At 52.0% G+C, this 24503-nt stretch carries 27 protein-coding genes and 1 pseudogene; 16 read left to right on the plus strand and 12 right to left on the minus strand.

The genetic code is table 11. From position 1 onward, the window contains the following. The first annotated feature begins 14 nt into the window (after positions 1-14). The 6 genes from FPL14_RS23300 to FPL14_RS23325 are packed head-to-tail and all read left to right on the plus strand — an operon-like array spanning position 15 to position 2807. The gene (locus FPL14_RS23300) at positions 15-1199 is read left to right on the plus strand and encodes a hypothetical protein (RefSeq protein WP_182299990.1); all 1185 of its coding nucleotides are present in this window, start codon (positions 15-17) and stop codon (positions 1197-1199) included. A gap of 14 nt (positions 1200-1213) precedes the next feature. Beyond that, positions 1214-1423, plus strand: coding sequence for a hypothetical protein (locus tag FPL14_RS23305; protein ID WP_182299991.1), 210 nt, complete (start codon positions 1214-1216; stop codon positions 1421-1423). Continuing rightward, positions 1420-1578, plus strand: coding sequence for a hypothetical protein (locus tag FPL14_RS23310; RefSeq protein WP_182299992.1), 159 nt, complete (start codon positions 1420-1422; stop codon positions 1576-1578). Before FPL14_RS23305 ends, FPL14_RS23310 begins: the two co-directional genes overlap by 4 nt. Before the next feature lie 47 nt (positions 1579-1625). Next, entirely contained in the window at positions 1626-1886 is a 261-nt protein-coding gene (locus tag FPL14_RS23315; protein ID WP_182299993.1) for a hemolysin XhlA family protein, read from the plus strand. A 5-nt stretch (positions 1887-1891) separates the two neighbouring features. Continuing rightward, complete coding sequence (locus FPL14_RS23320) at positions 1892-2170, plus strand: phage holin family protein (RefSeq protein WP_182299994.1); 279 nt, start codon at positions 1892-1894, stop codon at positions 2168-2170. After that, positions 2154-2807 (plus strand): glucosaminidase domain-containing protein, encoded by a 654-nt coding sequence (locus FPL14_RS23325; RefSeq protein WP_229263636.1) that lies wholly within the window; start codon positions 2154-2156, stop codon positions 2805-2807. The genes FPL14_RS23320 and FPL14_RS23325 overlap by 17 nt, the downstream gene beginning before the upstream one ends. Before the next feature lie 121 nt (positions 2808-2928). Here FPL14_RS23325 and FPL14_RS23330 read toward each other — a convergent pair whose 3' ends face one another. Continuing rightward, a complete protein-coding gene (locus FPL14_RS23330) occupies positions 2929-3426 on the minus strand; it encodes an Ltp family lipoprotein (protein WP_182299995.1) in 498 nt (165 codons plus the stop codon). A 155-nt stretch (positions 3427-3581) separates the two neighbouring features. Here FPL14_RS23330 and FPL14_RS23335 point away from each other — a divergent pair, with 155 nt between their 5' ends. The 4 genes and pseudogenes from FPL14_RS23335 (at position 3582) to FPL14_RS23350 (ending at position 6999) form a co-directional block, all read left to right on the plus strand. Beyond that, complete coding sequence (locus FPL14_RS23335) at positions 3582-3815, plus strand: hypothetical protein (RefSeq protein WP_182299996.1); 234 nt, start codon at positions 3582-3584, stop codon at positions 3813-3815. Between the two features lie 30 nt (positions 3816-3845). Continuing rightward, a pseudogene (locus FPL14_RS23340) lies at positions 3846-4247 on the plus strand (manganese catalase family protein); the annotation flags it as partial. A 298-nt stretch (positions 4248-4545) separates the two neighbouring features. Then, positions 4546-6138: a sensor domain-containing diguanylate cyclase gene (locus FPL14_RS23345; protein WP_182299997.1), complete on the plus strand. Its 1593-nt coding sequence runs from the start codon at positions 4546-4548 to the stop codon at positions 6136-6138. A gap of 117 nt (positions 6139-6255) precedes the next feature. Then, positions 6256-6999 (plus strand): YheC/YheD family protein, encoded by a 744-nt coding sequence (locus FPL14_RS23350; RefSeq protein ID WP_229263637.1) that lies wholly within the window; start codon positions 6256-6258, stop codon positions 6997-6999. 177 nt (positions 7000-7176) lie between these two features. Here the strand turns inward: FPL14_RS23350 and FPL14_RS23355 are convergent, their stop codons facing one another. Then, positions 7177-7434, minus strand: a complete 258-nt coding sequence (locus tag FPL14_RS23355) for a hypothetical protein (RefSeq protein ID WP_182299998.1) — start codon at positions 7432-7434, stop codon at positions 7177-7179. A gap of 98 nt (positions 7435-7532) precedes the next feature. After that, positions 7533-8645, minus strand: a complete 1113-nt coding sequence (locus FPL14_RS23360) for a glycosyltransferase family 4 protein (protein WP_182299999.1) — start codon at positions 8643-8645, stop codon at positions 7533-7535. A 165-nt stretch (positions 8646-8810) separates the two neighbouring features. Between FPL14_RS23360 and FPL14_RS23365 the strand changes: the two genes are divergently transcribed. Together FPL14_RS23365 and FPL14_RS23370 are read left to right on the plus strand one after the other, a co-directional pair. After that, positions 8811-9437 carry a HEAT repeat domain-containing protein gene (locus FPL14_RS23365; RefSeq protein WP_182300000.1) on the plus strand — a complete coding sequence of 209 codons (627 nt, stop codon included), beginning with the start codon at positions 8811-8813 and terminating at the stop codon, positions 9435-9437. A gap of 24 nt (positions 9438-9461) precedes the next feature. Further along, positions 9462-10142 (plus strand): HAD family hydrolase, encoded by a 681-nt coding sequence (locus tag FPL14_RS23370; RefSeq protein ID WP_182300001.1) that lies wholly within the window; start codon positions 9462-9464, stop codon positions 10140-10142. Positions 10143-10226: 84 nt separating this feature from the next. On the opposite strand, the gene FPL14_RS23375 is transcribed toward FPL14_RS23370, so the two are convergent. From FPL14_RS23375 to FPL14_RS23395, 5 genes are all read right to left on the minus strand, one after another. Further along, positions 10227-11420, minus strand: a complete 1194-nt coding sequence (locus FPL14_RS23375; protein WP_182300002.1) for a YheC/YheD family endospore coat-associated protein — start codon at positions 11418-11420, stop codon at positions 10227-10229. A 77-nt stretch (positions 11421-11497) separates the two neighbouring features. Beyond that, entirely contained in the window at positions 11498-12670 is a 1173-nt protein-coding gene (locus tag FPL14_RS23380) for a YheC/YheD family endospore coat-associated protein (protein WP_229263638.1), read from the minus strand. Then, positions 12667-14043, minus strand: coding sequence for a YheC/YheD family protein (locus tag FPL14_RS23385; protein WP_182300003.1), 1377 nt, complete (start codon positions 14041-14043; stop codon positions 12667-12669). Before FPL14_RS23385 ends, FPL14_RS23380 begins: the two co-directional genes overlap by 4 nt. Continuing rightward, positions 14024-15340: a YheC/YheD family endospore coat-associated protein gene (locus FPL14_RS23390; protein WP_182300004.1), complete on the minus strand. Its 1317-nt coding sequence runs from the start codon at positions 15338-15340 to the stop codon at positions 14024-14026. The genes FPL14_RS23385 and FPL14_RS23390 overlap by 20 nt, the downstream gene beginning before the upstream one ends. Then, positions 15315-16682, minus strand: a complete 1368-nt coding sequence (locus FPL14_RS23395) for a YheC/YheD family endospore coat-associated protein (protein WP_182300005.1) — start codon at positions 16680-16682, stop codon at positions 15315-15317. The genes FPL14_RS23390 and FPL14_RS23395 overlap by 26 nt, the downstream gene beginning before the upstream one ends. A gap of 211 nt (positions 16683-16893) precedes the next feature. On the opposite strand from FPL14_RS23395, the gene FPL14_RS23400 reads away from it, so the two are divergent. Next, positions 16894-17655: a class I SAM-dependent methyltransferase gene (locus FPL14_RS23400; protein ID WP_182300006.1), complete on the plus strand. Its 762-nt coding sequence runs from the start codon at positions 16894-16896 to the stop codon at positions 17653-17655. Next, positions 17652-18680: an MBL fold metallo-hydrolase gene (locus tag FPL14_RS23405; protein ID WP_182300007.1), complete on the plus strand. Its 1029-nt coding sequence runs from the start codon at positions 17652-17654 to the stop codon at positions 18678-18680. Before FPL14_RS23400 ends, FPL14_RS23405 begins: the two co-directional genes overlap by 4 nt. Before the next feature lie 409 nt (positions 18681-19089). On the opposite strand, the gene FPL14_RS23410 is transcribed toward FPL14_RS23405, so the two are convergent. Then, positions 19090-19638, minus strand: a complete 549-nt coding sequence (locus tag FPL14_RS23410) for a phosphatidylglycerophosphatase A family protein (RefSeq protein WP_182300008.1) — start codon at positions 19636-19638, stop codon at positions 19090-19092. Between the two features lie 160 nt (positions 19639-19798). On the opposite strand from FPL14_RS23410, the gene FPL14_RS23415 reads away from it, so the two are divergent. Both FPL14_RS23415 and FPL14_RS23420 read left to right on the plus strand, forming a co-directional pair. Continuing rightward, positions 19799-20623 carry a GerMN domain-containing protein gene (locus FPL14_RS23415; protein ID WP_182300009.1) on the plus strand — a complete coding sequence of 275 codons (825 nt, stop codon included), beginning with the start codon at positions 19799-19801 and terminating at the stop codon, positions 20621-20623. Further along, positions 20569-20868, plus strand: coding sequence for a GerMN domain-containing protein (locus tag FPL14_RS23420; RefSeq protein WP_229264007.1), 300 nt, complete (start codon positions 20569-20571; stop codon positions 20866-20868). The genes FPL14_RS23415 and FPL14_RS23420 overlap by 55 nt, the downstream gene beginning before the upstream one ends. 4 nt (positions 20869-20872) lie before the next feature. On the opposite strand, the gene FPL14_RS23425 is transcribed toward FPL14_RS23420, so the two are convergent. From FPL14_RS23425 to FPL14_RS23435, 3 genes are read right to left on the minus strand one after another with little or no spacing between them, the layout of a single operon-like run. Then, the gene (locus FPL14_RS23425; protein WP_182300010.1) at positions 20873-21970 is read right to left on the minus strand and encodes a Ger(x)C family spore germination protein; all 1098 of its coding nucleotides are present in this window, start codon (positions 21968-21970) and stop codon (positions 20873-20875) included. A gap of 18 nt (positions 21971-21988) precedes the next feature. Beyond that, a complete protein-coding gene (locus FPL14_RS23430; protein WP_182300011.1) occupies positions 21989-23128 on the minus strand; it encodes a hypothetical protein in 1140 nt (379 codons plus the stop codon). A gap of 4 nt (positions 23129-23132) precedes the next feature. Beyond that, on the minus strand, positions 23133-24464 hold the full coding sequence (locus tag FPL14_RS23435) for a spore germination protein (RefSeq protein WP_182300012.1): 1332 nt from the start codon (positions 24462-24464) through the stop codon (positions 23133-23135). Positions 24465-24503 lie beyond the last annotated feature (39 nt).

Here is a 24503-nt window from a genome sequence, read left to right on the forward strand (position 1 = left end):
AGAGAGGAAACCGAATGCCTGACATTACACCCAACCTTGGTCTTAAGAAGCCGCTCGGCAATGAGAATTTTACTCGGGCAGCATATCGCGAAAATTTGGATTTGATTGACGCCAATGCTGCGAAGAAATCAGATGTCGGCGACATGTCCGCTGTCCCAACCACGTCCAAGAACGCGGCGGGAGCTATAACAGAGCTTTTTACAAATGTCAGTGACGGTAAAGCTTTAGTCGCCGCCGCGATCACTGACAAAGGAATACTAACGGCGGTGGATGATACTTTCGCAGAGATGGCGGTCAATATCGAGGCGATTCCGGTCGGGCCGGACACAAGTGACGCTACGGCTACGGTCGGAGATATCCTTGCCCCAAAGACGGCATATGGATCGGCGGGGACAAAATTGACGGGGACTCTGGCGCTAACAGGCAGCGCGGCGGATGCTGACGTTCTGGCAACCAAAACGTTTTACAATACCGATGCCAAGACGAAACGGACCGGAACCATGGTTAATCGCGGAGCGGTATCGATTACGCCAAGTGCATCGGCTCAGGCTATCCCGGCAGGCTATCATAACGGTAGTGGAACGGTTGCGGCCGTCGCTGTTCCGGCAGCTAACGTATTGACTGGAACGACTATCGCGGGTACGGCGGGGACTATGCCTAATCGTGCTGGAGATACTGCGGCGCTTGCTTCTAGCGTATCTGGAACAACTCTTAAACTACGTACGTCGAACGGCTATCGGGATGGAGTCGATGATAATGTTACGATCACTGACTCCAATTTTCTCGCGGATAACATTCCAGAAGGGCTTTCTATGTTTGGCAAAACTGGAACGTTAAAAACTGCGGGGGTTATGCTAATTGCTCCAACTCTAAGGACAACAACAAGTACGACGTTTGTTTCGTTAAAAAAAATTACAGTTACCTATACCGGTATTGTACGTATTTCTTTTAGAGTTGGAAGTATAAATACAGGTTTTTTTGTAAACGGCCAGATCTACAAAAATGGAGTCGCCGTAGGGATTATGAGACGAACAAGCGGCTCCATATTCATGTACACTGAGGATTTGCCGTGCAACAAGGGAGACTATTTCGAGATAATGGCGAGAATTGAGGCTAGTGGTACTACGTGTCAAATCGACTCTTTTCAAATCCAGACGGTTCTCACGTCTCCATACAATGGAACAATTGATTTTGATTAGAAAGGATGAGCAGAATGGGAAACATTATTAGGCTCCCATATGTTACTGAGGCTGATCGCGAACAGCTAATACAAGATCACGCCGATAAGAAACTAGTCGAAGAACAAAATCTGTTTGAAAGAAATTTTCTCGTCTTCGATGATCAAGCGCAAGAGAATTACATCAAGAGCCTAGAGGATCAAATCTTATTAATGGCCGATGAAGCCAGCGGAGGGATTCTATGATTAATCCAATTGTTGTTCGAATCGCAGCGGAACGGATCTTGTCGGGTGGTATCAACCCGAAGACCGGCAACGTGTATGTACTGGATGACATCACTAACGCAGATTACCGGCAAGCCGTTGAGGATTATATTTTGATGAATACGCAAGGTATTTAAGGGCTCCGCACAATAGCGGAGTCTTTTAATTTGGGGAGGTGGGGCGGTTGTCAAACAACGAGGTACAAGTCCTATCGGATATCCGCGAGCGGGTTGTCCGGCTTGAAACTAAGATCGACGCTATGACGGATGTAAGGACGACAGCAGATGAGGCCAAGGAAAAAGCTATCGAAGCGCTGCAATCTGCCCGTTCTGCACATCTTCGCTTAAACGAAGTAGCAGACAACCAACGTTGGTTGTGGCGAACACTAATAGGTGCGATTCTGGCCGGTGCAGTATCTGCATTTATCAAATTTAATGGAGGATGAGACAAATGGAATGGAATGCAATTTTTCAGCTAATTGATCCGAAATTACTTATCGTTGTTGCAGTATGCTGGGTATTGGGGTTTGTGCTTAAGCGAACCCCTCGCATACCGGATTGGGCGATTATTTATATCGTTATGGCCATCGCGATCCTGTTAGCGGTATGGTTGATAGGGATTGGTCCAGAGGCGATTATTAACGGCATTCTAGCCGGTGCTTTTGCCGTCTTTGGGCACCAAGCGATTAAACAAGCCAAGGAGGCGGCCAGCGATGGCAAGTCTGACTAAAAAACAGTTCATCGCCGCTCTCGTTCCCCACGTTCTCCAAGTACGTAAAGAGGGATCGCCGATGTTCCCGTCCGTTCGGATCGCTCAGAACTTGTTGGAGACCGGTGGGAAGATCCACCCTTGGAATAACCTCGGCGGTATCAAGGTAGGCTCAGGAAAGCTGAATGCCTATTGGAAAGGGAAGTGGGTTAAGAAGGGAACGTGGGAAGTGGAAAGCGGTGTGAGAGTCGACACGGCAGCTTACTTCCGCGCATACGACACTCTATACGATTTCTATAAGGACCAAGACTTGTTGTTCCAGCTCCCGCGATACCGTGACGTTCGGGAGGCAGGGACGCCAGAAGAGCAGGCAAAGGCGTTGCGCTCGTGCGGCTACGCTACCGATCCGCAATACGCGGAAAAGATCGTGGCGCTCATTAAAGCGAATGGATTGACCAAATACGATGAGGCGGCCACGCCGGACAAGGGGGAGAAGACATTGGATAAAGCTAAGGCGATTGTCAACGGCAAGCCGATTGCTGACGGCGTGATCATTGACGGTAAAGTCTATGTACCTGCGAGGGATGTCGGTGAGGCGTTCGGAGCTAGTGTCGCATGGGACAACAAGACCAAGACGGCAACGTTGACGAGTAAATAATGATCAGCCCGGGGGCTTCGGCTCTCGGGATTTTTGTCATTTAACTTTACATATTCGCATGTCCTCGGCAAAAGCCCGTCAACCTTATCTGGTCGACGGGCTTTTATTTGTCTTCATACTATTATTCTAAATTATCTATCGCGTACTTCGCTTCCTCTTTGGTGAATTTTTCGCCATATTCTGAAATCAATTGATCGTAAATGGCCGAATCTGACATACTCATATCTTCTGCATATGATTTAGCCTTTTTTAGTGCATTTTCGTTCCAATCAAAAGTGATATTATCAATGGCATATTGAGCGGCTTCTTTAGGGAAATTTTCTCCATATTCAGAGGTCAATTGATCGTAAATAGCCGCCTTTGACATACTCATAGTCTCTGCGTACGATTCCGCCTTTTTTAATGCTGCCTTATATTCTCTAGGTACACTCTTCTCAGTAGCTGTCGGCTCCACGGTCTCTTTAGCCACTTCCGGCGCAGTTGTTGACTCGGGCGCCTTGGTCACAGGAGTCGAGCTTGCTGGTGCTGATTCATTTGCAGGCTTAAGAGCTTCATTTTCCGACGAGCAACCAGAAAGAAGTAGAGCAGCCATTGCGCTAGTGATTAAAACTTTCTTCATTCCAAATCCCCCAATTATAGGAATAAATTCTATTCACAATGTTACAATAAGTGGCGAATTTTGACGAGTCCTGGTTTTCAAAGAGCATTTATGTATCTTGAACAGAACGCATGTTCTTGTTATTATGATCATACTTTCATTAAGGGGCGATCTTAATGCTGGATGATACATCACGTAAAATACTCCGAATCCTTAATAACATGCGATACGTACCAACGATGGATGAACTCGCCCGCAAAGCTGGCCGATCACCTGAACAGGTCAAGATTGCGTTACGAGTCTTAGCAACTGAACGATTTATTGAATACGCTCCAGATCGGCATCATGAGCTCAAGATCATTCAAGCTTGGGAGTTTCAACAGCCTAAGCCGCAGCCGATGTTTAAATGATGGGAGCACGACTAGAATCTAGATTATCACCTACATGATGATGGTACGGAAGAATTCGCCCATTTGGAAATGATTGCGACCATGATCTATAAGCTTACGAAGGACGCGACGCCGGAGCAGCTGGAAGCTGCCGGACTAGGGGCGAATTTCGTCAATCATGACGGAGCCATGTTCTATAACAATGCTGCCGGCGTTCCTTGGACTGCCGCTTACATAGCGGCCAAAGGCGACCCTATAGCCGACCTGTACGAAGACATAGCGGCGGAAGAGAAGGCTAGAGCGACTTATCAATGGCTGATCGACTTTACGGACGACGTGGACATTCAGGATAGTTTGAAGTTTCTTCGCGAGAGGGAAATCGTGCACTCCTTGAGGTTCAAGGAGGCGGTAGAAATTCTTAAAATGGATAGGGAACAAAAGAAAGTATACTGAATGGAGGCTGTCCGAAAGCAGCAAGCTTCTCTTGAAAGTCTGCTTAACGCAAGTTAAATGCGCTCCAAAAATCGTAAAAATAGCGGGCAGGATATCTCATCCTTGCACTGCTATTTTTCGTTTTTGCTTTATAGTCGCCCTCTTGAGCAGGTTTTGGGCGTTTTAGCATGGACTGTTCGGGCACTAGAGACCTTATTTGTTGCTTAACCTCGGTTTTCCCGTTCCTTGCAGTGAAGGAGATTGTAGATTTATGTCGAATTTTAACCATATACTATCAAGATCTTTGGGAGATATAGATATGGTCAAAAGAAAAGGCTTTAGAATCAAATCGATCGTAAACGCGATCGTGCTCTTGACTGTAGTGGCAACGATGGTCATTAGTTCGTTCATCGCTTACGGCAGCGAGAAGCAATCGCTTACCCGGATGACTTTCCAGATGAATCAAGTCTATGCCGATAAAATTTCGGAAACCGTTAACAGCCTGTTTCAAAATATGAAGCAAAGCCTTGCCGTATCGGGAGAGTATCTCGCTTCGGATCTGAATAGATCCGATATGCACGAGCAACTGGTGTTATTCCAACGCAGCCAAGGGTCGTTTAACTCGGTATTCCTGATAGACAAGGACGGAAAATTGATCGAGGGCTCTAACGTCAAACGGGAAGATATCGGCAAGCTGATCGATTCCGAAGGTACCCAACAAGCGCTCGCGGAACGGGTCCCGCTCGTTTCGGAGCCTTATATGAGTCTGACGACGCAGAAGCTGATCGTGATGGTAAGCCATCCCTTAACCGATACCAAAGGCCAATATCTAGGTTTCATCGGAGGCTCGATTCGGCTTCATGAAACGAATATTTTTCAGACCGTGCTCGGAAGCGCCCTAGACAAGTCGAACGGCTCATATGCTTACGTGGTCAGCTCATCGGGCAATTTACTGTATCACCCGGACGATAGCCGCATAGGAGAGAAGGTCGTCGGCAATCAAGTCATCGACGATATCATAGCCGGCAAAAGCGGTTCGAAACGGGTGGTCAATTCGAAAGGGTTAGACTTGCTGGCAAGTTATGCGTATATTCAGGAAACGGGTTGGGGGATCGTCGCCCAGACGCCGACCGAAGTCGTTCTTTCTTCTGCCCGTACTCTCGTGCTTAAAATGGCGCTCTATATACTGCCTGCGTTGCTTTTATTTATGGTTGTCATCTATTGGGTCATCGGTAAAATTTCCGAACCGTTATCCAAATTGTCCGATTTCGCTTCGAGGTTGTCTCCGAACCAGAGCGAAGGCGACGCGCTGCCTCGAATCCATGCGCTGAACTACGAGGCGAACGAGCTGCACAAAGCGTTCGGACGAGCGGTTCGCCATTTTCGGTATCAATTCGACAGCTTATCGTTGGAAGCGCAAACCGATCCCTTAACGGGCTTGTTTAATCGGCGGACATTGGACCGTTTCGTGAAAAGCTGGATAAATCAAAATATCGCGTTCTCCTTAATGATCATGGATCTGGATAACTTCAAGCTGGTGAACGATACGTTCGGCCATGATAAAGGAGACGACGTGCTCCGGTATCTGGCGAATTCTCTTCCTAGGTTGCTGGATAACCGTGCCGTGCGTTGCCGATTCGGCGGTGAAGAATTCGTGGTTCTGATTCCGAGCGAGGATTCCGACGCGGCCGAGCTGGATGCGGAGCGGATTCGTAAATATATGGCGGAAACCGTCAGCCCTACCGGCAACCCGGTGACTCTGTCGATTGGCGTAACGCATTTCCCGGGGTTCGCGAGAGATGCCGAAGAGTTGTTCCGGCTAGCGGACGGGGCATTGTACCGCGCGAAAAGATTGGGCAGAAACCGGGTGGAAATCGCGAACGGAGCGGAGCTTGAGGATAAGACCAGCTAGTCTTCCATGCGGAGATTAAAGCCGCGGTGTTAGCCTGTTTTTGTCCCCAGGTTACAAGCCTCCACATAAACTGAATTCAGGTTCATTACCGTAAACTGAGTTCAGGGAGTGTGCAACGTGCCTCAGTATGTGGGGAGTAAATGGAGGAAAACGGTCGCGTTGATGAGCAGCGGACCGCTTAAGCGGGTCATCCCTGTAACGGTAAGATTCAACGTGAGCAAGCTGAAGAAGATGCTGGAGCAACATGGCATGGTTTACGTTAAACCGGACGTAGGTTCGCACGGCAAAGGCGTCATGAGGGTAGAGCATTCCGGAGGACAATACAGCTTCCAGTTGGGCAAACGTCTCCGCGCTTATCCATCTTATGATCTTATGGCTTCGGAGCTTCGTAAGCAATTCAAAGGGAAACGCTATTTGATTCAAAAAGGCATCCACTTGCTCACGCATAGAGGCCGGCGATTTGATATTCGCGTCATGGCGCAGTTTAACCCAAGCAAACAGTGGGAAACGACCGGAATGATCGGACGGGTGGCGGCACCGCGGAAAATCGTGACCAACTACCATGGCGGGGGCGCTCTAACGCCCCTTAGCAGCTTGTTAGGCAAGCGGTTAAGCAGCAGCGGCTATAAGAAAAAAATACGCTCGTTCGAGAAGATGGGCGTAACGGCGGGAAGGACGATGCGCAAGCATTTCCCGGGCGTCTGCGAGGTCGGTCTGGACATCGGAATGGACAGAACGTTAACGCCCTGGATTATCGAGGTGAATACGGCTCCCGATCCTTATATTTTCCGTAAATTGCGCAATCCGGCGATTTTTCGGAAAATCAGGCGTTACGCCAAAGCTTACGGTCGCCTTAAATAGCAATGAAGAGGTGCTATCTCAAAAGAAAGATTGCTTCGCTTGACGGACAGCTGACTCAACCAAAAATCAAATGAAAAATTTAAAGGAATGACGGCGTGGGATTCACCCCTGACCGTCATTTCTTTATGTTAATCAATAAGAGGAAAGGGGGAGAAAAAAGCAGGGGACGGTTCCGTTTTATAGTTTTCCATTTCCATTTCGAATAGCGGCACCGCGTGCCGCTATCGCGGAAGAATTGCCGAATCGTTGTGGAATAACGGCACCGCGTGCCTCTATCGCGGAAGAATTGCCGAATCGTTGTGGAATAACGGCACCGCGTGCCTCTATCGCGGAAGAATTGCCGAATCGTTGTGGAATAACGGCACCGCGTGCCTCTATCGCGGAAGAATTGCCGTTTTGTAACGAAATAACGGCACCGCGTGCCGTTATTCTCATAATCGCGCAACTTCTGGATTCGACTGAACCATCTCGCAGAAAATAATCGCAATGTTTTACTCGTAGTCGGCCCTTTTGGGAATACGTCCTTCCTTCTTTCAAGATTTGGATTTCCGGTACTTGGAATAAACCCGCGTAATCCGATTGGCCGTTGCTCCCCAGCTAAACCGCTTCACGCAATCCCTTCGCGCTTGGAGCGACATTCTGTTTCTCAATGCGCGATCGTCGCTTAGCTTGAGAATCGCTTTGGCGAACGCTTGCGGACGATGGTAGCTTTTCACCAGTATTCCGTTGCGATTATTTTTGACGATTTCTTTGATTCCTCCGTTATTCGAGGCGATGACGGGCAAGCCGGAAGCCATCGCTTCGACGTTCACCAACCCGAAGGCTTCATGCTTCTGGGAAGGACAGACGAACACATCGGCTTTCTTATATACATGATGGATGCGGCTGTGGGGAATGTTTCCGAGAAACTGGGCGTTCACGCGAAGATTGCTGGCTAACGAACGCATTTGGCTCATATATCCCGACCGGGACGAGCCTCCGGCTATCATCACGTGTATCGGTCTAGCCGATTGGCTTTGGGCCAATTTAACGGCTTTGAGAAGTACGGGAACACCTTTGCGGGGGATGACCCTTCCCGTGAACAATACCTTAAAGGCATTGCTCGTCTTAGATTTTCTTGCAGGCGAGAAGCGTTTCGTATCCACGCCCAGCCATACGCTGCGGATTCGCCCCGCGACTCCGGGGAAGCGAGAAGACAATTGCTGCTTCAAGGATGAGCTATTGGCGAGAATAAGATCCGTTTTCGCTAAATCTTGCGCGGCGGTAGCGCGGGAAGTGAACGGGGGTCCGACGAAGGTGAGGGAATGTAGAAATAGCGTAACCGGGGTATTCGTTCCTTGGAACTTTTGTTTCAAAGGACCGACGAATCGCGGGCGGTTGTTAATCTGGATAACGTCGAAACTTTTGTTGCCGATCCACTTCTTAACATTGGATAAGTAGGTCATAGGGCTGCCGGTTGGCACCCGGTAAATATCGACTCCATCTATTCTGGAATGCTGGGGATATCGGGGATGGCTTCGGCTTATTACGGTTACGCGATGCGATCTGGCCAATCGCTTAGCCATGGCGAGAATGACGATTTCGACGGAACCTCCAAGTATGGGAGGTACCGTAATTTGTTCCGGGGCAATTATTAATATATGCATGTTCAACCACCTAATCCGCAATATTCTCTTCGTTTGTTACAAAAACAATCTATGTCGTAGACGAGCAAATATCTTGAGGCATTTGTCTCCTAGGTCAGGCCTTATTCGTGAATTCCGGCGCACATTTGCTATAATACGTCCATACAAGAGAAGGGAGTATCGGGGATGACAGTAATCGGCAAATTAGCGACGTCCCTCCATCGCAAAGACGAGGAACCCAACGTGGAGCTAGCGCGAGCGATCGCGGAAGACGGAGACGACGAAGCGGTTAAAGAGTTGGCGGGCAACCTGACTCATAAGGATAAAAGCATTCAAAGCGACTGCATCAAGGTGCTCTACGAGATCGGAATGCTGGAGCCGTCCATGATCGCGGAATACTATCCCTTGTTCGCGGATTTGCTGCGAAGCAAGAACAATAGGCTGGTGTGGGGGGCGATGACCGCTCTGGACTCGATCGCGTCCGTTCAGGCCGATGCCGTCTACTCCGTGCTGTCTCCGATTCTGGAGGCCGCCGACAAAGGATCCGTCATTACGAAAGATCATGGGGTCGGCATCCTGATTAAGCTTTATCAAGACGAACGTTACGCCGATCATGTATTTCCCTTGCTGATCGGCCAGCTAAAGGGTTGTCCGACGAATCAGCTTCCGATGTACGCGGAGAACGCGTTGCCGGCGATTCGCAACCAGGACAAAGATGAGCTTGCCGAGACGCTGATGTCTCGATTGATCGAGATCGAAAAGGATAGTAAGCGTAGGCGAGTCGAGAAAGCGATCGAGAAGCTGGGCAAGTAAAATCACAACAAGGGAGATACAATCATGAGCCATTTGAATCCGGCTATTACGAAGCCTCAAGCCGTTCTTTTTGATCTGGACGGCACATTGTTTCAAACGGAGTCGTTGCTGGAAACGGTACATCGGCGCGTATTCGAGACGTTGCGCGAGGAAGGGTTATACGAGAAACCGATGCCGTCGATCGAGATTTTACTCGGTTCGCTGGGCATGCTTTTATCCGATATATGGAAGAAATTGATGCCGGACGGATCCCCGGAAGCGCACGAAAGGGCGAACGTGTTGCTACTGCAATATGAGATGGAAGAGTTGGGTAACGGTATCGGCCATCTGTATCCCGGCGTCGCCGAGACGCTGCAAGAGCTGCGCGGCAAAGGAATCCGTCTGTTCATCGCAAGCAACGGGCTCGAGGAATACGTGAAAGGCGTACCGGCGCTGAGAGGCATCGGCGATCTGTTCGAAGGGATGTATAGCGCGGGAGAGTTCGCGACGACGACCAAGGTGGATTTGGTTCGCCGTTTACTCGATACGTTCGAAGTGACGGAAGCATGGATGGTGGGAGATCGTTCGTCGGATGTGGAAGCGGGCAAGCGCAACGGCTTGTTCGTCGTCGGCTGCGACTACGCGGGATTCCGTAGAGAAGGCGAATTGGACGGGGCGGACGCGGTTATCGGATCTTTCCCGGAGCTGTTGAAGCTATTGCCTTAGTTCGGTTATGACAAATGATAGGGGCGATCCCGAAGGTCCGATAAGACCATCCGGGATCGCCCCTTTATCGAATACGATAAGCCTTTAGTCCGGCGGTTCCGCCAAATCGTCTTTTTCATCCGCATGCTGCCGTTGTTCCAAATTGGTGCCCTTACTTAAGGAAGACTTAGAACTGCGGGATTCTTTCTTTTGCCGATATGCCCACAGCGCATACTCGATCGGGCGCACGATCGCTTTGCGGTAGACTTCGCGTTCTCCCGCTTGTTTGAACACTTCGCGGGACGGTTTCGGATTGACCTCAAGCAACCAGATCTTCCCGTTCCTGTCGATCGCTAGATCAAGCGCAAGCTCGCACAATGCGCCGTACGAGCTCTCGAGATGGCGCGCAACGCTTAATCCGAATGTTTCGGCGGTTTCGCGGATTTGCTTTATCGTCGTTTCGTTGCCGATCCATTGCCGCAGTAGGGAGTTCATGGAAGCCGCTTCCCCCCCGCCGTGCAGATTGGAAGTTATGCTGCGAAGGGGACCGACGCGTCCCGCGCAGCCCGTAACCTCCCACGTACCGATGCTGTTTTTTTGAACGAGCATACGATAGTCATGAATTCGTCCGTTAGGCAGTTTAATGTTAAGACCTTGCTGGACGATATAGCGGTCTCCGCGCATATCCCATTTTCCGAGAGCGGCCGCCAGGCCGCTTCGAAGGATGCGTTTCGGTTGGACGATGCTTCGCGAATGGTTACGGCCTTGCAGCAACAACGTACCGTCACGTCCCCGATCGATGCGAAGGATGCCCCGTCCTCCGGTTCCGTTTATCGGTTTTAAGTATACGGTAGGAAATTTCTTGAGGGCGGAAGAGACGTCTTCGGCGGACTGGTACAGTTTCGTGGCCGGCAGGTGCGAGCGGAAGTTAGCGACTTTGCCGAGCGTACGATAGATGGTCCATTTGTTGCGCAGCGGCCTATTGAGGAATAAAAGGTTAGAGTATCGCCTGCGGAATGCAAGCAGCTGTTGGAAACGATGGCTTTTCTGAATACGGCATCTGTCGTAGATCACGTTCGGAAAACGAACCCAGCGTCTGCCCCATTTATTCGTTGCGGCGTTATAGACCATCGCATGAATTTTTCCGGTGCTATCCTCTACGTCCTGCGGAGTAAACACGAAGACGGAAATTCCGATCCTCTTTCCCGCGGCGATCATTTTCTCGTAAACCGGACGTTCCTCCAACGCTTTCGACTCGTTCAAATACAAGGTAAGAATGCCTAGTACGGGTTGAGCCATGGAAAAATGTCACCTCCGGGCCGGCGAAGCAGGCTGGGGGGGAGGGAAGCATGAGCCGCGGTAAGCATCATTCACGTTCATGTGGCTATGCCCCCCTTGCTTTCTAGCTGCTGGCGATGAAGATAGACGCTGTATTGGAATATTCGTTCCAACGATTTGCTGCGAATGTGCGGTTCGTCGAATTTCATCGGCTTGGAATTGGCTTCGAAGAACCAGACGTGTCCATCCGCATCCACCCCCAGATCCATGGACATCTCGCATAAGCGGGAGTGGGCGGAGCGCTCGATCTGTTTGGCCAACGTTATCGTCGAGTTGCGGACTTTGCCGAGCACCCTGGCCGTTCTCTCCTTGCCGAATATCGAATTGAGCAGCTTCTCCGGATCATCGATGTATCCGCCGCGCGGAACATGGGTCGTAATGCTAGAATCCCCTGCCACACGAGCACCGATGCCGGTAATTTCCCATTGCCCGGCTCCGTTTTTCTGAACGAGCGCCCTTAGGTCGAACGGACGACTGTTTACGGTGGCAAGGGTTATGCCTTGCTGGGCGATGTACGGCTCGCCAAGAACGGCGGATTGCTTCACCACGCGATTCCAAAGCCCTCTCATCGATCCGGACCGATAAGTCCGGCTGCCCTTTTCCTCTTGAATCTGCAGGCGATACGGCAACGGCTTCTCCGGCTGAACGGTCACGGTCATAATCCCGACTCCGGCTTTGCCCCGCACGGGTTTCAGGTAGAGAAGCGGATACTTCTTCAGGAGATCCGCGAGAATGAACGAAGCCGTTAATTTTCTCGTCTCAGGGATGTACGCTCTCGTTGACTTGCTCTCGTTCAGCCATTGAAACAATGACCATTTGTTGAAAAACCGGCGATTGAACAGCCTCACGCCGGGATTTCTAGATATCGCCGACAGCTTTTTCTTCACTCGCGGCATTCTCTCGTCTTCCCGTTGGGGAATCCGGTTGTAGATGATGCTCGGACGCGGGAACCAGTTCCGGACCCACGTATCGTCCTCCTGGCGAAAAGTGTAACCGAGCACCCGAGCGGCATGAAGCTTTAAGTTTTTGACCGTTACGACATAGGTGAGGATGCCCATTTGTTTTCCCGTGTGGATGAGATCTACGAAGTTGCTCCGATTCCCGCGAAACAATTGAACATCGTCTTCTATCGTTAGAATCGCGACGACCGGTTTTTCGGAAGGTGCTTCCGCGATTTTGGGAGCGGGAGCGGGGGATTTCGGAATCGTCAAGATTCATCCCTCCTGCGGAATTTACTCAGGTAAAGGCAATGGTCGAGTATATATTCGAGAGAGGCTCTTCCTTGCTCCTTCAGCGCCGGATGCTTGAAGATCGATCTGCCGGGTTTGGCGTTCGCCTCGAACATCCATACGGCTTTATCCCGGTCGATGCCGATATCGAGCCCAAGCTCGCCTAACTGGTGAGGGTAGTTGCGTTCGATGGCCTCGGACAGTTTGATGGCGACCTGTTTGGCCTCCTTCAGCACTTCCTCCGCCTTGGCGCCGAAAGTCCGGCTAAGCGCTTGCTCCGGCGTCATAAGCGACCCGCCGTTCTTGATGTGGGTCGTTACGCTGCCCCGTCCCGCTTTTTTGGCGCCGATTCCGGCAACGACCCATTCATTGCGGCCGTCCTTGTGCATATGGAACCGAAAATCGATCGGGCAACTGTCGATCTCGATTAAACGAATGCCTTGCTGAACGACATAACTGCTTAAGTTGCCGCCGTGTCTGGTCCGCAGCATTTTCATCAGGCTATTGAAGTTGCTGAATCTTAGCAGCACGTTGCCGCCGTTCTTGCGGTATCGGATGAAATATCCTTTGCGGGGATGGTAAGTGAGTCTATAGATCCCGATTCCGAGGCTGCCCGCGGTCGGTTTGTAATAGAGAAATTGGTGCTTCTCCAGCAGCTCCTTGATTTTCTCGGGACTCGGATTATTGACGGATTCCGGTAAATGCCGCAAAGCTTCTACGTCTTTGTCGAGAAGATTATAGACGTCGGACTTGTTGAAGAAGCTCCAGTTGAAGAACGGGATCCTCTTCTTGACGAATCGTTCCCGGAGAGACGTCATCGTGGTTCCGACTTCCGCGCGCCTGCTAGGCAAGCGGTTGTAAACGACGTCCGGCAGGGGAACGACGCGGCGAGTCCAGCCTCCGCCTCCATCCAGGAACCAGCCATGAATCGTTTCTTGCTGCCAATTAATGTCTCGAGGCGTGAACGCGAAGAAGTACGCTTTTTTCTGGCCGAGCTGAAGCAGTTGCCTGACGAACCCGGTCCGGTCTCCAAACGGGGCCGTCGAGGAACGGGTATTGCTATCGGTCAGCACTCCGATGAGAGGTCCGAGCTGAATTTCTTCGCCTTCGTCGTTAGCCAAATATACGTTGCCGGATTTAGGAATTCTCACGGAACGCCGAAGCCCTGCCGACATGTAGACATGATGACCTTTACGATTGATGGTCCGCACCGTGGCGGGTACGATGTCTTTGCCGAGCTTGACATTAACCGATTTACGTCCGCCCAGCTTGAGCAGCTTCGCAAGTGGGCTGGAAAACCATACGATACGTTCCGGCTGCTGCGTGAAATGGACGTTACAGATGGTCAAACTCATGAATTACCCTCCCAGGTGTAGCGCAACCGTTATCCAGCGGCGATCGCCGCGCATCGGTTGTCGCAAGTGAGCAACCGTTATCCAGCGGCGATCGCCGCGCATCGGTTGTCGCAAGTGAGCAACCGTTATCCAGCGGCGATCGCCGCGCGTCGGTTGTCGCAAGTCGAAGCAGGATAGATCTGGCATAGGACAGCGGCTGTCGCGCGGCGGCAAGCGCGGCATCGCGGCCCGCGGAACGCATAGAGGCGCGTCCCGGCTTGGAGTTGGCCTCGATAAACCACAACTTGCCGCTTCGGTCTATCCCGAAGTCCAAACCGATTTCGGCGAATCGTCCCCATGTTTGTTCCAGTCGAGCGACGATCAAAAACGACAAACGGCGTACTTCCCGCACCAGCTCGGCTCCGCGATGTTCTCCGAACAGCCGAGTCAGTACGTCCTCCGCGGATGCGGCCGTTCCGCCCCCGTGCAGGTTGGCCGTGACGCTATCGGGAGCTCCGAGACGAGCGGCGACTCCGGTTAGCGTCCAATGGCCGGATTTGTTTTTTTGCATCAAGACGCGCAGGTCGAACGGTTCTCCGCTCGGACCCTTAAGCTCCAGCATCGGCTGCATGAGATAGACGCGATTGCCGATCCAACGGTCAAGACGTTGCAAGGCCGCCGCCTCGGTCACGCCCTGGATGGCCAGCGGGCGATTATCGCTATGCCTGCCCGTTAAGTTAACGGTTCCGTTTCCGGAACGGACGACCGCGACTACGCGCTTCCCATGACTGCCGGCGATCGGCTTAAGGAAAACGGAACCGCGATGTCTCGAGAGCCATGAGGCGACGGATGCCGGTCCTTGATACCGCGACGTCGGAGGTATCGCATAAGCGAGTTCCCGATCCTTCGCGAGCGTTTCGTAGACTTTGCCTTTGTGCGGCAGAAGCCCGTTCAAGAAAGTTGTACGTTTTGCGGCGCGCAGCCTCCGGATGGCCAGTCGGCAGCGTTGCTTCTCTTCTTGAGTTTCCGGCCAAGCGCGATCGTAGACCACGTTGGGCAGTTGCCGCCGGCAAGCTTCCCAACATTGCTTCTCTTGGCTCCAGCTCCAGCCCTTGACGGAATTGCTCGAAGCATCCCAGGTCCAGGGGGCGAACGCGTACAATTGCAGCCCGACTGCCGTACCTAGCTCGTTAAGGCGTCTGATGAAGGTGCTTTCAGCGAACGGGGGATCCCCGGACCGTTCGCATACGAGTATACCTATTGCCGTATTCGAGCAGACGTTTCTATAGGTGTTAGAAACCGGAGATGTAGCGGGCATATTGAATTAGCATCCGCACCGAGGGGCGGATTTTCCCTTCTTTAAGTGGTGTGTTATCGTTCTTGGACGGTTTGGAATTGACCTCAAGCAGCCAGACTCTTCCCGCCGTGTCCAAAGCCAGATCGATTCCAAGCTCGCCGAAATGGGCCGGAATATGATTGTCTACTCCCCGGGCGATGTCCAGCGCGGCCCTCGACAGACGCGAGGAAGCGTCTCCCCGGAATTGGGCGGGAAGATTGGATTTGGCAACGGATTCCCTGACCGTCGATAGCGTTCCTCCCCTGGCGAGATTGGAGACGAAATGATGGGAACCCGCCGTTCGGGCTACGATCGAGGTGATCGCCCATTTGCCGCTGGAGTTCTTCTGCGTTAAAGCGCGGTAATCGACGGGACGGCCGCCGGCTTCGATCAAGTTAAGACCTTGCTGAACGAGGTAGCGGACGGTTTTCATTTTGCCGGAGACGGTGGAGAACAGCTTCACCAAGCTGCTGTAGGATTGTCTCCTCGTGCCTCCGACGGTTGCGTAAGACGCTTGCCAATTATCCGGCCCGATTCGCGATAGGCGGATGATACCTTTGCCTAAGCTTCCTCTAACCGGCTTCAGGAAGACGGAGCTGTACTTGGAGCACATGCTCTTGAGCATCGCGAAATTTTGCAAGGTGTGGGACTCGGGCAAATACCTTTGCAAGGAACCGTCTTTCTTCAGAGCGTCGAACACTTCCGATTTGTCGAGAAACTTCTCGTTGAACACGTGCGCCCCGAACCTGACTTTGATTTCCCGCATGAACTGTTGCACGATCGGGCGATTTTCCAGCTTGCGGTACGTTAGGCGATTGTTCACGACGTCAGGAGCGGGCAGCGTCATCTTATGCCAGCCTTTGGCATAGACCCAGCCTTCTACGGAAGACAGACTTGACCCGATCCCGTTCGGAGTGAAAAAATACACGTAAGCGCCCTGGCTGCGGCAAGCATCGGTTAACTCCCGGCAGAACATCGTAATGTCTCCGAAGGGTTTATCCGGCTGTCCGGGATGATCGCGGCTGACCAATACTCCGATCAACGGTCCGAGCGAGAGCGTTCTGTTCGAGGTCTGGTACTGGATGCGAAGCGGGGTCCCGGTGAAGATTCCCATTCTGCGAGCAAGCGTCTGGCTGATTCTGAGCCCTTCATACCGGGGCACGGGGACAATGGAGACGGAGTGACGGAAAGAACCGAACCGTAAAGCTAGATGCTGCTGGGCAGGGATTTTCCACTGCTTCATCAGGGATTCCCCCAGCATCAGGACGTCATCGGACAATATGCCGGAACTGATGACCTGGACGTCGATTTTCGGGGTGGACATGTTTCGTACTCCTTCCACCTTTGCGTATGTCGTGGCGAAGGCTCTCGTAGGCTTCCTTCCCGGGGGCTAGCGAGAATACTCCATCATATGAGGACATCTATCCATCGGTGATAGCCCTAATTGGATTGGGACTTGGTGTGGGAATGATGTTATGATGGAAAATAGGGAATTTTCGTAAGGGAACATGAAAGAATAAAGGGGTTTATGATTCATGGGGGATTGGTTCACGGAGAGCTTCGGCGAAGATTATAAAGTCGTATATCGTCATCGGAACGGGGAAAACGCGGCGCGGGAAATCGGAGCGATGATGGATTGGATGAATCTGCGTCATGGAGCTGCCGTGCTGGATGTCGGTTGCGGTATGGGACGGCACGCGTTAGTCCTTAGAGATTTGGGCTACGAGGTAACGGGATTAGACTTATCGAAGGTTCTGCTTAATGAAGCGCGCAGCGCCGAATCGGAGGGGAAAATCTCGTGGGTAAACGGTGACATGCGCAGCTTGCCGTTCGAGGACGGCTCGTTCGAAGCGGTCGTTAACTGGTTTACTTCGTTCGGTTACTTTGCCGATTATGGGGATAATGCGCGGGTGTTGCATGAGATTAAGCGGGTACTTATCCCGGACGGGCGGTATTTGATCGACTTCTTGAATCCGTCTTACTTGATGCGCCATTTGGTGCCGCGCTCGGAGAGGGTGGATGAGCAGACCGGTCTGCATATTGTGGAAAAACGCGCGATCGAGGGGGAGTTCGTCGTGAAAAAAATCGAAGTCAAGCCTCCAATAGATCAGGAAGGCAATCAAGGCGCTATCCGGCATTACGAGGAGCGCGTGCGGTTGATCGGCTTGAACCAGTTCGAGGAGATGTTGGAGGAAACCGGCTTGTCGCTGGAAAGCGTATACGGGGATTACGATGGCAGCCCTTATTCGATGGAAAGCTCCAAACGTCTTATCCTGATAGGGAGAAGCCGCGGATGAACACACGGTCGAATGCGGTTACGAGGATGGAAGACGGTTGGCTGCAAATTAAAGTTCCGCTTCCCTACTCGCTGAAATGGGTTAACGCCTACTTATTGCCCGAGCAAGACGGATGGACTCTAATTGATCCTGGACTACGAAATGAAGATATAGAGCAATTCTGGGCTGAAGTCCTGTCCGAGCTAAGCATCGCTTGGAACGAGATTAAATCCATCGTGATTACTCACCATCACCCCGACCATTACGGGCTAGCGGGATGGTTTCAACAAAGGACCGGCGCGCCGGTCCGCATGTCTCAAGTCGCGCTGGACAACGCGAATAGACTGTGGGGTGAGAACGAGACATTTTCCGGCGAATTGACGGACGCCTTCCTTCGCCATGGTTTAGCGGAAGAGCTTACCGACGATATGAGAGCCCATATGAGCGGCTTCAAGTTCAAAGTTTCTCCCCATCCGGTGGCTCCGATCATTTTGAACCCCGGGGAAACAACGACCATGGGGGGAGCAGAATGGGAAGTTCACGGCGGGGAAGGACATGCTCCCGGCCATTTGATCTTCTACGATCCGGTCGGTCGAAAGCTGCTATGCGGAGATCAGGTGCTTCCCGACATATCCCCGAATATCGGCTGGATGCCCGGCGGCGATCCCGACCCGCTGCATTCTTTCTTGAATAGCTTGCAGGAATTGCGGCGTTTGGATGTGCGAATGGTCTATCCGGGTCATAGGGATCCTTACGCTAAATACCGGCAAAGGATCGATGAGTTGCTGGAGCATCATGAGCGCAGGCTGCTGAAAATGGCCGAGCTCATCGGCGACGAGGAGAAGACCGCGTTCGAGGTATGCGAGCTATTATTCGGCACTAGGCTGCGGAGCAATACGCACAATTTGCGATTCGCGCTCGCGGAAACGATCGCTCATCTTGTTCGGATGGAGAAGCGTGGAATGGTCGTGCGGTTAGAAGCTCCGGCCGAGCCGCCTCACGGCAGCCAATCGTTGATCCGTTTTCGCCGGCGGATGGAAGGGTAATTTGCGCGGATTTTTGGCGCTCCCGCTGCGGGATAGCGGCACGGAATGCCGTTATTCAAGTGCGGAGCGGGAGTTTGGGAGGAATAGCGGCACGGAATGCCGTTATTCAAGTGCGGAGCGGGAGTTTGGGAGGAATAGCGGCACGGAATGCCGTTATTCAAGTGCGGAGCGGGAGTTTGGGAGGAATAGCGGCACGGAATGCCGTTACTCAGGTGCGGAGCGGGGGTTTGGGAGGAATAGCGGTACGGAGTGCCGTTTTTCGGGTGCGGAGCGGGAGGTTCGTTCGCTCTAGCACATAAACAATAAGGCTAATGCCGTCTGACGGCATTAGCCTTATTTGCGCTCCAACTCCCAAAATAACGGGCCATCTCCGGGTCTAAGATGACCGTCGGAATAGCCCGTTATTTCCTTATTCCCCGCCTTCTAGCAGCGCTTCTTCAAGCGCTTCGCGCTCCGCTTGCTTGCGGTGGGCGATGCGGCTCGAAGCCGCCGCGGCGATAGCGCCGACGATATCGTCGAGGAAAGTATGAATTTCACCGCTATTTTTATCGTTTAGCTTACGCAATACACCCGGCTTAAGCTTATCTACGTAACCGAAGTTCGTAAATCCGATGCTTCCGTATACGTTAACGATGCTCAGCGCCAATATTTCGTCGCACCCGTACAACCCTTCGTCGTGCGCGATCATATTTTGCAGAGGGGGGAGCAGCTTGCCTTCTTCCGCGAGTATATCGAGCTGAATTCCGGTGAGGACCGCGTTCTGCACTTCGCGTTTGGACAATACCGATTCCACGTTGATGACGCACTCGGCCAGAGTCAGCTCTGGAAAATAATCTTTCTGAAGCAGCATAACGAGCTGTCCGATCTGCTCCTTCGTAACTCCCCGCTTCGTTAACCATTCTTCCGTCGATTTGGCGACTTCCTTGCTGTTTAGACGGTATACGTTCGGTTGGGACATATACAACACCTCTTTCCGAAGCCATCGGCCTCCGTCGTGAACTTGAGTAGGACAAACATACATAATTATCCTAAGGGCTCGTATACATAGTACTACAAATAGGATGCCGGCGGAACGGCAGCCCGCTCTTATGAAATTTTTATAATGGGAGGAATCGAGGATGAAGACCATGTCCTACCGCAGCCGGTCAGTCAGAAGATGGGGGGGACTATTGCTGCTTCTGCCGCTTTTATCCGCATGTAGTCTAGGAACTCCGGCCGATCAGGGAGCGGATGCCAGAATAGATCCGCCGCCTTCCGCGGTGGAACAGGCAATGTTGCAGGAAACGTCGGCAGCCACGTTCTCGGAAGCGAATGAAGTCGTTACGGTCTATTTGCTGGATCGGAACGGTTATCTCGCGCCGATGTCCTTGAGATTGGACGGCGGAGCCGCGAACTCGCGAACGTCGGCCCGGAAAGCGATCGATTGGCTGATCGTCAATCCGCAATTAAAGGACCAGCTTCCCCAAGGGTTTAAGGCGGTATTGCCGGAAGGGACCCAAGTAAAGTCCGTATCCGAGAATCAAACGGAAGAAACGATTACCGTCGATTTCGCCGCTCCGTTTCCTAGTATCGAAGCCGCTCAAGAAAGGAAGGTAATCGAAGCGCTTGTATGGACTTTGACGGAGTTGCCCGGAATCAACAAGGTCAAGCTGTCCGTAGCGGGAAAGCCGATTAAATCGCTTCCTTCTTCGGGTCTGCCGGTCGATACGGTGTTAACGCGCGGTCTGGGCATTAATCTTCAAACGTCCAAAGACGTTCAACTGAGCCGCGCGATGGGCGTGACGCTCTATTTCTCTTCGCAAACGAAAGACGGAGAAGGCTATTTCGTACCGGTTACCCGTCTCATCCATCGTCAATCGGATGCTGCCAAGGCGCGCTGGAGCAGCTCATTCTCGGACCCCAAAATTCCAAGGATCTTCATGCGGTCCTCACTTCGGACATGAAGATCGAGAAGCTGACTCCATTGGCCGATACCGTTAACGTCAGCTTGAAGCACTCCGATTGGGAGCCGAAGGCATTGGTTCCCGCGGAAATGATGGAAGCGCTCGTGCTTACTTTAACCGAGGCGACCGGATTGCCTCAAGTACGCGTAGTCATGAACGGCGACGACTCCTTCTTGGATTCGGAGCAACGTTCCTATGATCGTCCCGTAACGCGCCCGGCATACGTCAATACGTTATCCCGATAGAGATTTATTTGACGAGACCGGATTTGTCGATGACGATGCGGCTGGTGACGCGGAAGGAAACGTCGGGATAAGTTCGTTTCCAATGCTCCCATTCCTTGCTTCTTCCGAAATGCTGCGCTAAATAGCCAAGTCCGAAGCCGTATGGATCAACGCCGGCGTCGCGAATCTTGTACAGCAAGTCTTCCAACTGGGAGTTGAAATTCGATTGCAGCATGCTTTCGATTTTATCGATATTCCCTTCGAGCAAATTTTGCGGGCTTTCTTCCAAGAAGCCCTTCGCCCGGACAAAATAGTTCACCGCCGGCACGCTGTCCTTGCTGATGCTAACGCGCGATTTCACCTGCGAGAGGGCTAGCACGATTCGGGTTCCCTGATAGGGAACGGCGATGACCGATTTGTCGAAATGCATGGCCGATATGTTGAACAGCTGCGTCTCGCTCGGATCCAAACAGAGGCGCAGCTTTTGTTTGTCCAGAAAAGCGACGCGATCGAGACGATAAGAGTTGTTGTCCGTATCTCTTCGAATGATGGGCAAATAGCCGTCTTTGCCGGTTTCCTTTTGCCTGCGGGCCCAATCGAACAAATACTCGGTCAGAGTAAAGGAAGATTCGGTTCCTTCGCTTCCGAAGGTGAGAAACAAGGCGTTGCCGGGATAACGCTCTGACTGGGGATGCAGTTTAAGCACTTTGAAAGCGTCGGGCTCGGCCATTCCCATGAAGCTGACCATCGCGATGTCCCTGCGGCGGGACAGCCACTTCAGCGGGGACGATACCCCGTCCTCCATTAGAGGCTTGCCAAAAAGAATAACGCGGCAATGCCCGAAATCGAGCTCTTTGTCAACGAGCGCTTTGAGGTGGCGTACGGCTTCGGCTATGCTTGGCGCCTCGAACGATTCGACTTCCGTCTTCGTCTCTCCGCTCTCGATCTTGGAAGAGGGGATGGCCAAGCGAAGCGTTACCCTGTAGGTATCGGATTTGCTGCCGCGGTCTATTCCCATGGCGACGACGAAAAACCGCTTGTCGATGTCCTTGAAGCCGCAGCCGGAGACGGCGCAGACGAGGGACAATAAAAGAAGGAACAGCAACGTTATTCGACCTTTCATGCAGCATTCCTCCTTGAATCAGGAGTCCGGTGCCGAGGCTTCCGCGGAAACGGACGATTTTTTCTTGCGAAGTCCTTTCAGCACCAGCAAACCGAGTATAAGCGGCGTCGAGACGTCGGTTATCGTTCGGGCAATAAGCCAATTCTCGTTCACCATTTGGTTGCGTTGCTCGTTGGTCCATAACGCGTAGCCGAACGTAAGCAAGGCAAAAACGATCGTAATCCACCAATTGGCGGCGGGTACGGGAAATTGCTCCGGCTGCGATTTATGTTTGGGATGGCAGGCTTTAATGAGCTCCATGGCCGTATGCCATGTGTTCATCGCAAACATAAGAGACAAGGCGGTATATAACAGCAAGAAGAGGTACAGCACCCGGTATACGAACCCGTATTCCAGAATCATCGAATCGGCGGTTACGCTCCACAAGTACAAATGCTCCCCTACGCCGACGGTGCCATGAAAACCAATAGGGATAAAGAAAGAGACGAATAGGAAAAACGAGCAGAACAGCGGAATAATCCAGCGGAAGCGGATTTTCGTCCCATTCGGGAGCAAGCGGTTAAAGACGGTTAATGAGTTATACCCCGCGAAAATGAATGTCGCGGCGCAAAAAGAAATGAAGGAAGGAGCCGTACGAATGTACCCCGCGGTTACGCGTATGGCATTCCAATCAAGCCAAGGGCTGAAAATCGCTTTGAACAAGATCATGATGATAAGGGGAGCGCTGATCAGCAGTAAAATTTCTTGGGCGAACTGCACCGTGCGCGTGCATCTGCTAGCTCCCCAAACTCCCGCTACCGTCATTAACAGCAAGAAAAGGTAGGCATTCATATCGGGATTGAAAAATTGCTGTATGGTTGCCGAATAAGCGTAAATGACCAAAATGCCCGCCAAAGTCCATACCAAGGCGCCAATGAGATTAAGCGAAACGGCGAGGCCGCGCGGCAATAGATTGTTCAGAATGTCGGCGAGTCCCATCCCAGGAAAACGAAGAAAGAGCGAAGTCGTGACATATGTAAGAACAGTCCCGACCGCAATGGCGACGGCCATGGCCGACACGGCGCCGTTGAAACGGTGCTGTTCGAGAATCCAAGGAACGAAGAGCATAATATTGATCATCCCGACATAGATGACATGGTAATAAAAATAACGGGCCATTCTCTCACCTCGTTTGTTGAGATTGGCTTGCCAGATCTTTGGTTCGCGGAGTAAATAAAGCGAAATACGGTTCGCCGAAGCTGCGAAGGTTGCATAAGTAGACGATCATGGCAAAGAAGAGAACGGCGACCCCGCTGATCCCGTAAATCATGGCAATGACGACGAACAAGTATTTCAGCAACCTGACGGATTGGCTGAACGCGGAGTTCGGGATAACGAAGTTGGAGATGGCTACGACGGAAGTAATGATAATCATAATGCTGCTGACAAGTCCGGCCTGTTGCGCGGCTTGGCCCAGAATGAGCCCTCCCACGGTCGTGGCCGTCGAACCGACGAAGCGCGGCAGGCGTATGCTGGCTTCGATCAGCGCTTCGATCATGAACAGCATAATGAACACTTCGATGAACGAAGGATAGGGGACTCCCGCGCGGCTGCCGTCGATCGTAAAGGCGAGCTGGACCCGGAAAATTTCCGGATTGTAGGAGACGATCGCGATGTAAGCCGCGGGCAGAACGATCGTGAAAAAAACGGCGATATACCGCATGCCGATGAGGAATCGGCTCATCCAGAACGAGTCGTAGTCGTCGTCCATCGCATGCATGAAGTCATAGAGCCTGACGGGCAGGATGATGGCGAATCGGCTTCCGTTGATCAGAATCGCGATTTTGCCTTTGCGGAGCATGGAGGCAACCCGGTCCGGTCGTTCCGTCTGCAATAACGTCGGAAACAAACGATGGCTTTTTCCCGTTAATTCCTTGACCATCTGACCGGAGGATAACAGCAAGTCGATTTTGATTTTATCCATCTGTTCGTACAGCATTTCCAGAACGGCGCGGTTGACAAGCTTCCGATCGTATACGACTTGAATAGCCGTATTGGAGTACGAGCCTTTCTCGTAAGGTTCTACCGTTAAGGTCGGCACGTTATACCGGAAACGCAACAGATATAGATTGAGATCCAAGCTTTCCGTAAACGCGGATTGGGGGCCTTCGAGCGAGGCTTCCATTTTCGTCGTGTCCGGCTCGGTGACCAGCGTACGATCCGATTTGAAGGAGTAGCATTCATCGCCGATCCGAATCAGCACGAAGCCTTTCAGGAGCAGGCTCGCCCATCCTTCGGGTTTGTTCGCCTTGGCATATTTCGGATTCGCGTGAAGCATTCTGCGGAATTCATCCGGATCGAAACGATAGGAAAAAGGAACGAGAAGACCATCCTTGATATGTTCGTCGCACAGCGCGGGAAAATAGGCGATCTCCATTTGCCAGAAGCCGTTGTCGAGCGTATCCGTGAACAAATCGGTTGCATCGCGGAATTGTTGTTTGATTTGCTCCAGCATACGGATTATCCTCCGTTCCTTCATTTTCCATTGTTTGTA

The organism is Cohnella cholangitidis, assembly GCF_014107495.1.
Lineage (GTDB): Bacteria > Bacillota > Bacilli > Paenibacillales > Paenibacillaceae > Cohnella > Cohnella cholangitidis.

Excerpts from the sequence above, each read along its gene's own strand:
- FPL14_RS23300 (WP_182299990.1), top strand. The coding sequence starts at position 15 with ATGCCTGACATTACACCCAACCTTGGTCTTAAGAAGCCGCTCGGCAAT.
- FPL14_RS23305 (WP_182299991.1), top strand. The coding sequence starts at position 1,214 with ATGGGAAACATTATTAGGCTCCCATATGTTACTGAGGCTGATCGCGAA.
- FPL14_RS23310 (WP_182299992.1), top strand. The coding sequence starts at position 1,420 with ATGATTAATCCAATTGTTGTTCGAATCGCAGCGGAACGGATCTTGTCG.
- FPL14_RS23320 (WP_182299994.1), top strand. The coding sequence starts at position 1,892 with ATGGAATGGAATGCAATTTTTCAGCTAATTGATCCGAAATTACTTATC.
- FPL14_RS23325 (WP_229263636.1), top strand. The coding sequence starts at position 2,154 with ATGGCAAGTCTGACTAAAAAACAGTTCATCGCCGCTCTCGTTCCCCAC.
- FPL14_RS23330 (WP_182299995.1), bottom strand. The coding sequence starts at position 3,426 with ATGAAGAAAGTTTTAATCACTAGCGCAATGGCTGCTCTACTTCTTTCT.
- FPL14_RS23335 (WP_182299996.1), top strand. The coding sequence starts at position 3,582 with ATGCTGGATGATACATCACGTAAAATACTCCGAATCCTTAATAACATG.
- FPL14_RS23345 (WP_182299997.1), top strand. The coding sequence starts at position 4,546 with ATGGTCAAAAGAAAAGGCTTTAGAATCAAATCGATCGTAAACGCGATC.
- FPL14_RS23355 (WP_182299998.1), bottom strand. The coding sequence starts at position 7,434 with ATGAGAATAACGGCACGCGGTGCCGTTATTTCGTTACAAAACGGCAAT.
- FPL14_RS23360 (WP_182299999.1), bottom strand. The coding sequence starts at position 8,645 with ATGCATATATTAATAATTGCCCCGGAACAAATTACGGTACCTCCCATA.
- FPL14_RS23365 (WP_182300000.1), top strand. The coding sequence starts at position 8,811 with ATGACAGTAATCGGCAAATTAGCGACGTCCCTCCATCGCAAAGACGAG.
- FPL14_RS23370 (WP_182300001.1), top strand. The coding sequence starts at position 9,462 with ATGAGCCATTTGAATCCGGCTATTACGAAGCCTCAAGCCGTTCTTTTT.
- FPL14_RS23375 (WP_182300002.1), bottom strand. The coding sequence starts at position 11,420 with ATGGCTCAACCCGTACTAGGCATTCTTACCTTGTATTTGAACGAGTCG.
- FPL14_RS23385 (WP_182300003.1), bottom strand. The coding sequence starts at position 14,043 with ATGAGTTTGACCATCTGTAACGTCCATTTCACGCAGCAGCCGGAACGT.
- FPL14_RS23390 (WP_182300004.1), bottom strand. The coding sequence starts at position 15,340 with ATGCCCGCTACATCTCCGGTTTCTAACACCTATAGAAACGTCTGCTCG.
- FPL14_RS23395 (WP_182300005.1), bottom strand. The coding sequence starts at position 16,682 with ATGTCCACCCCGAAAATCGACGTCCAGGTCATCAGTTCCGGCATATTG.
- FPL14_RS23400 (WP_182300006.1), top strand. The coding sequence starts at position 16,894 with ATGGGGGATTGGTTCACGGAGAGCTTCGGCGAAGATTATAAAGTCGTA.
- FPL14_RS23405 (WP_182300007.1), top strand. The coding sequence starts at position 17,652 with ATGAACACACGGTCGAATGCGGTTACGAGGATGGAAGACGGTTGGCTG.
- FPL14_RS23410 (WP_182300008.1), bottom strand. The coding sequence starts at position 19,638 with ATGTCCCAACCGAACGTATACCGTCTAAACAGCAAGGAAGTCGCCAAA.
- FPL14_RS23415 (WP_182300009.1), top strand. The coding sequence starts at position 19,799 with ATGAAGACCATGTCCTACCGCAGCCGGTCAGTCAGAAGATGGGGGGGA.
- FPL14_RS23425 (WP_182300010.1), bottom strand. The coding sequence starts at position 21,970 with ATGAAAGGTCGAATAACGTTGCTGTTCCTTCTTTTATTGTCCCTCGTC.
- FPL14_RS23430 (WP_182300011.1), bottom strand. The coding sequence starts at position 23,128 with ATGGCCCGTTATTTTTATTACCATGTCATCTATGTCGGGATGATCAAT.
- FPL14_RS23435 (WP_182300012.1), bottom strand. The coding sequence starts at position 24,464 with ATGCTGGAGCAAATCAAACAACAATTCCGCGATGCAACCGATTTGTTC.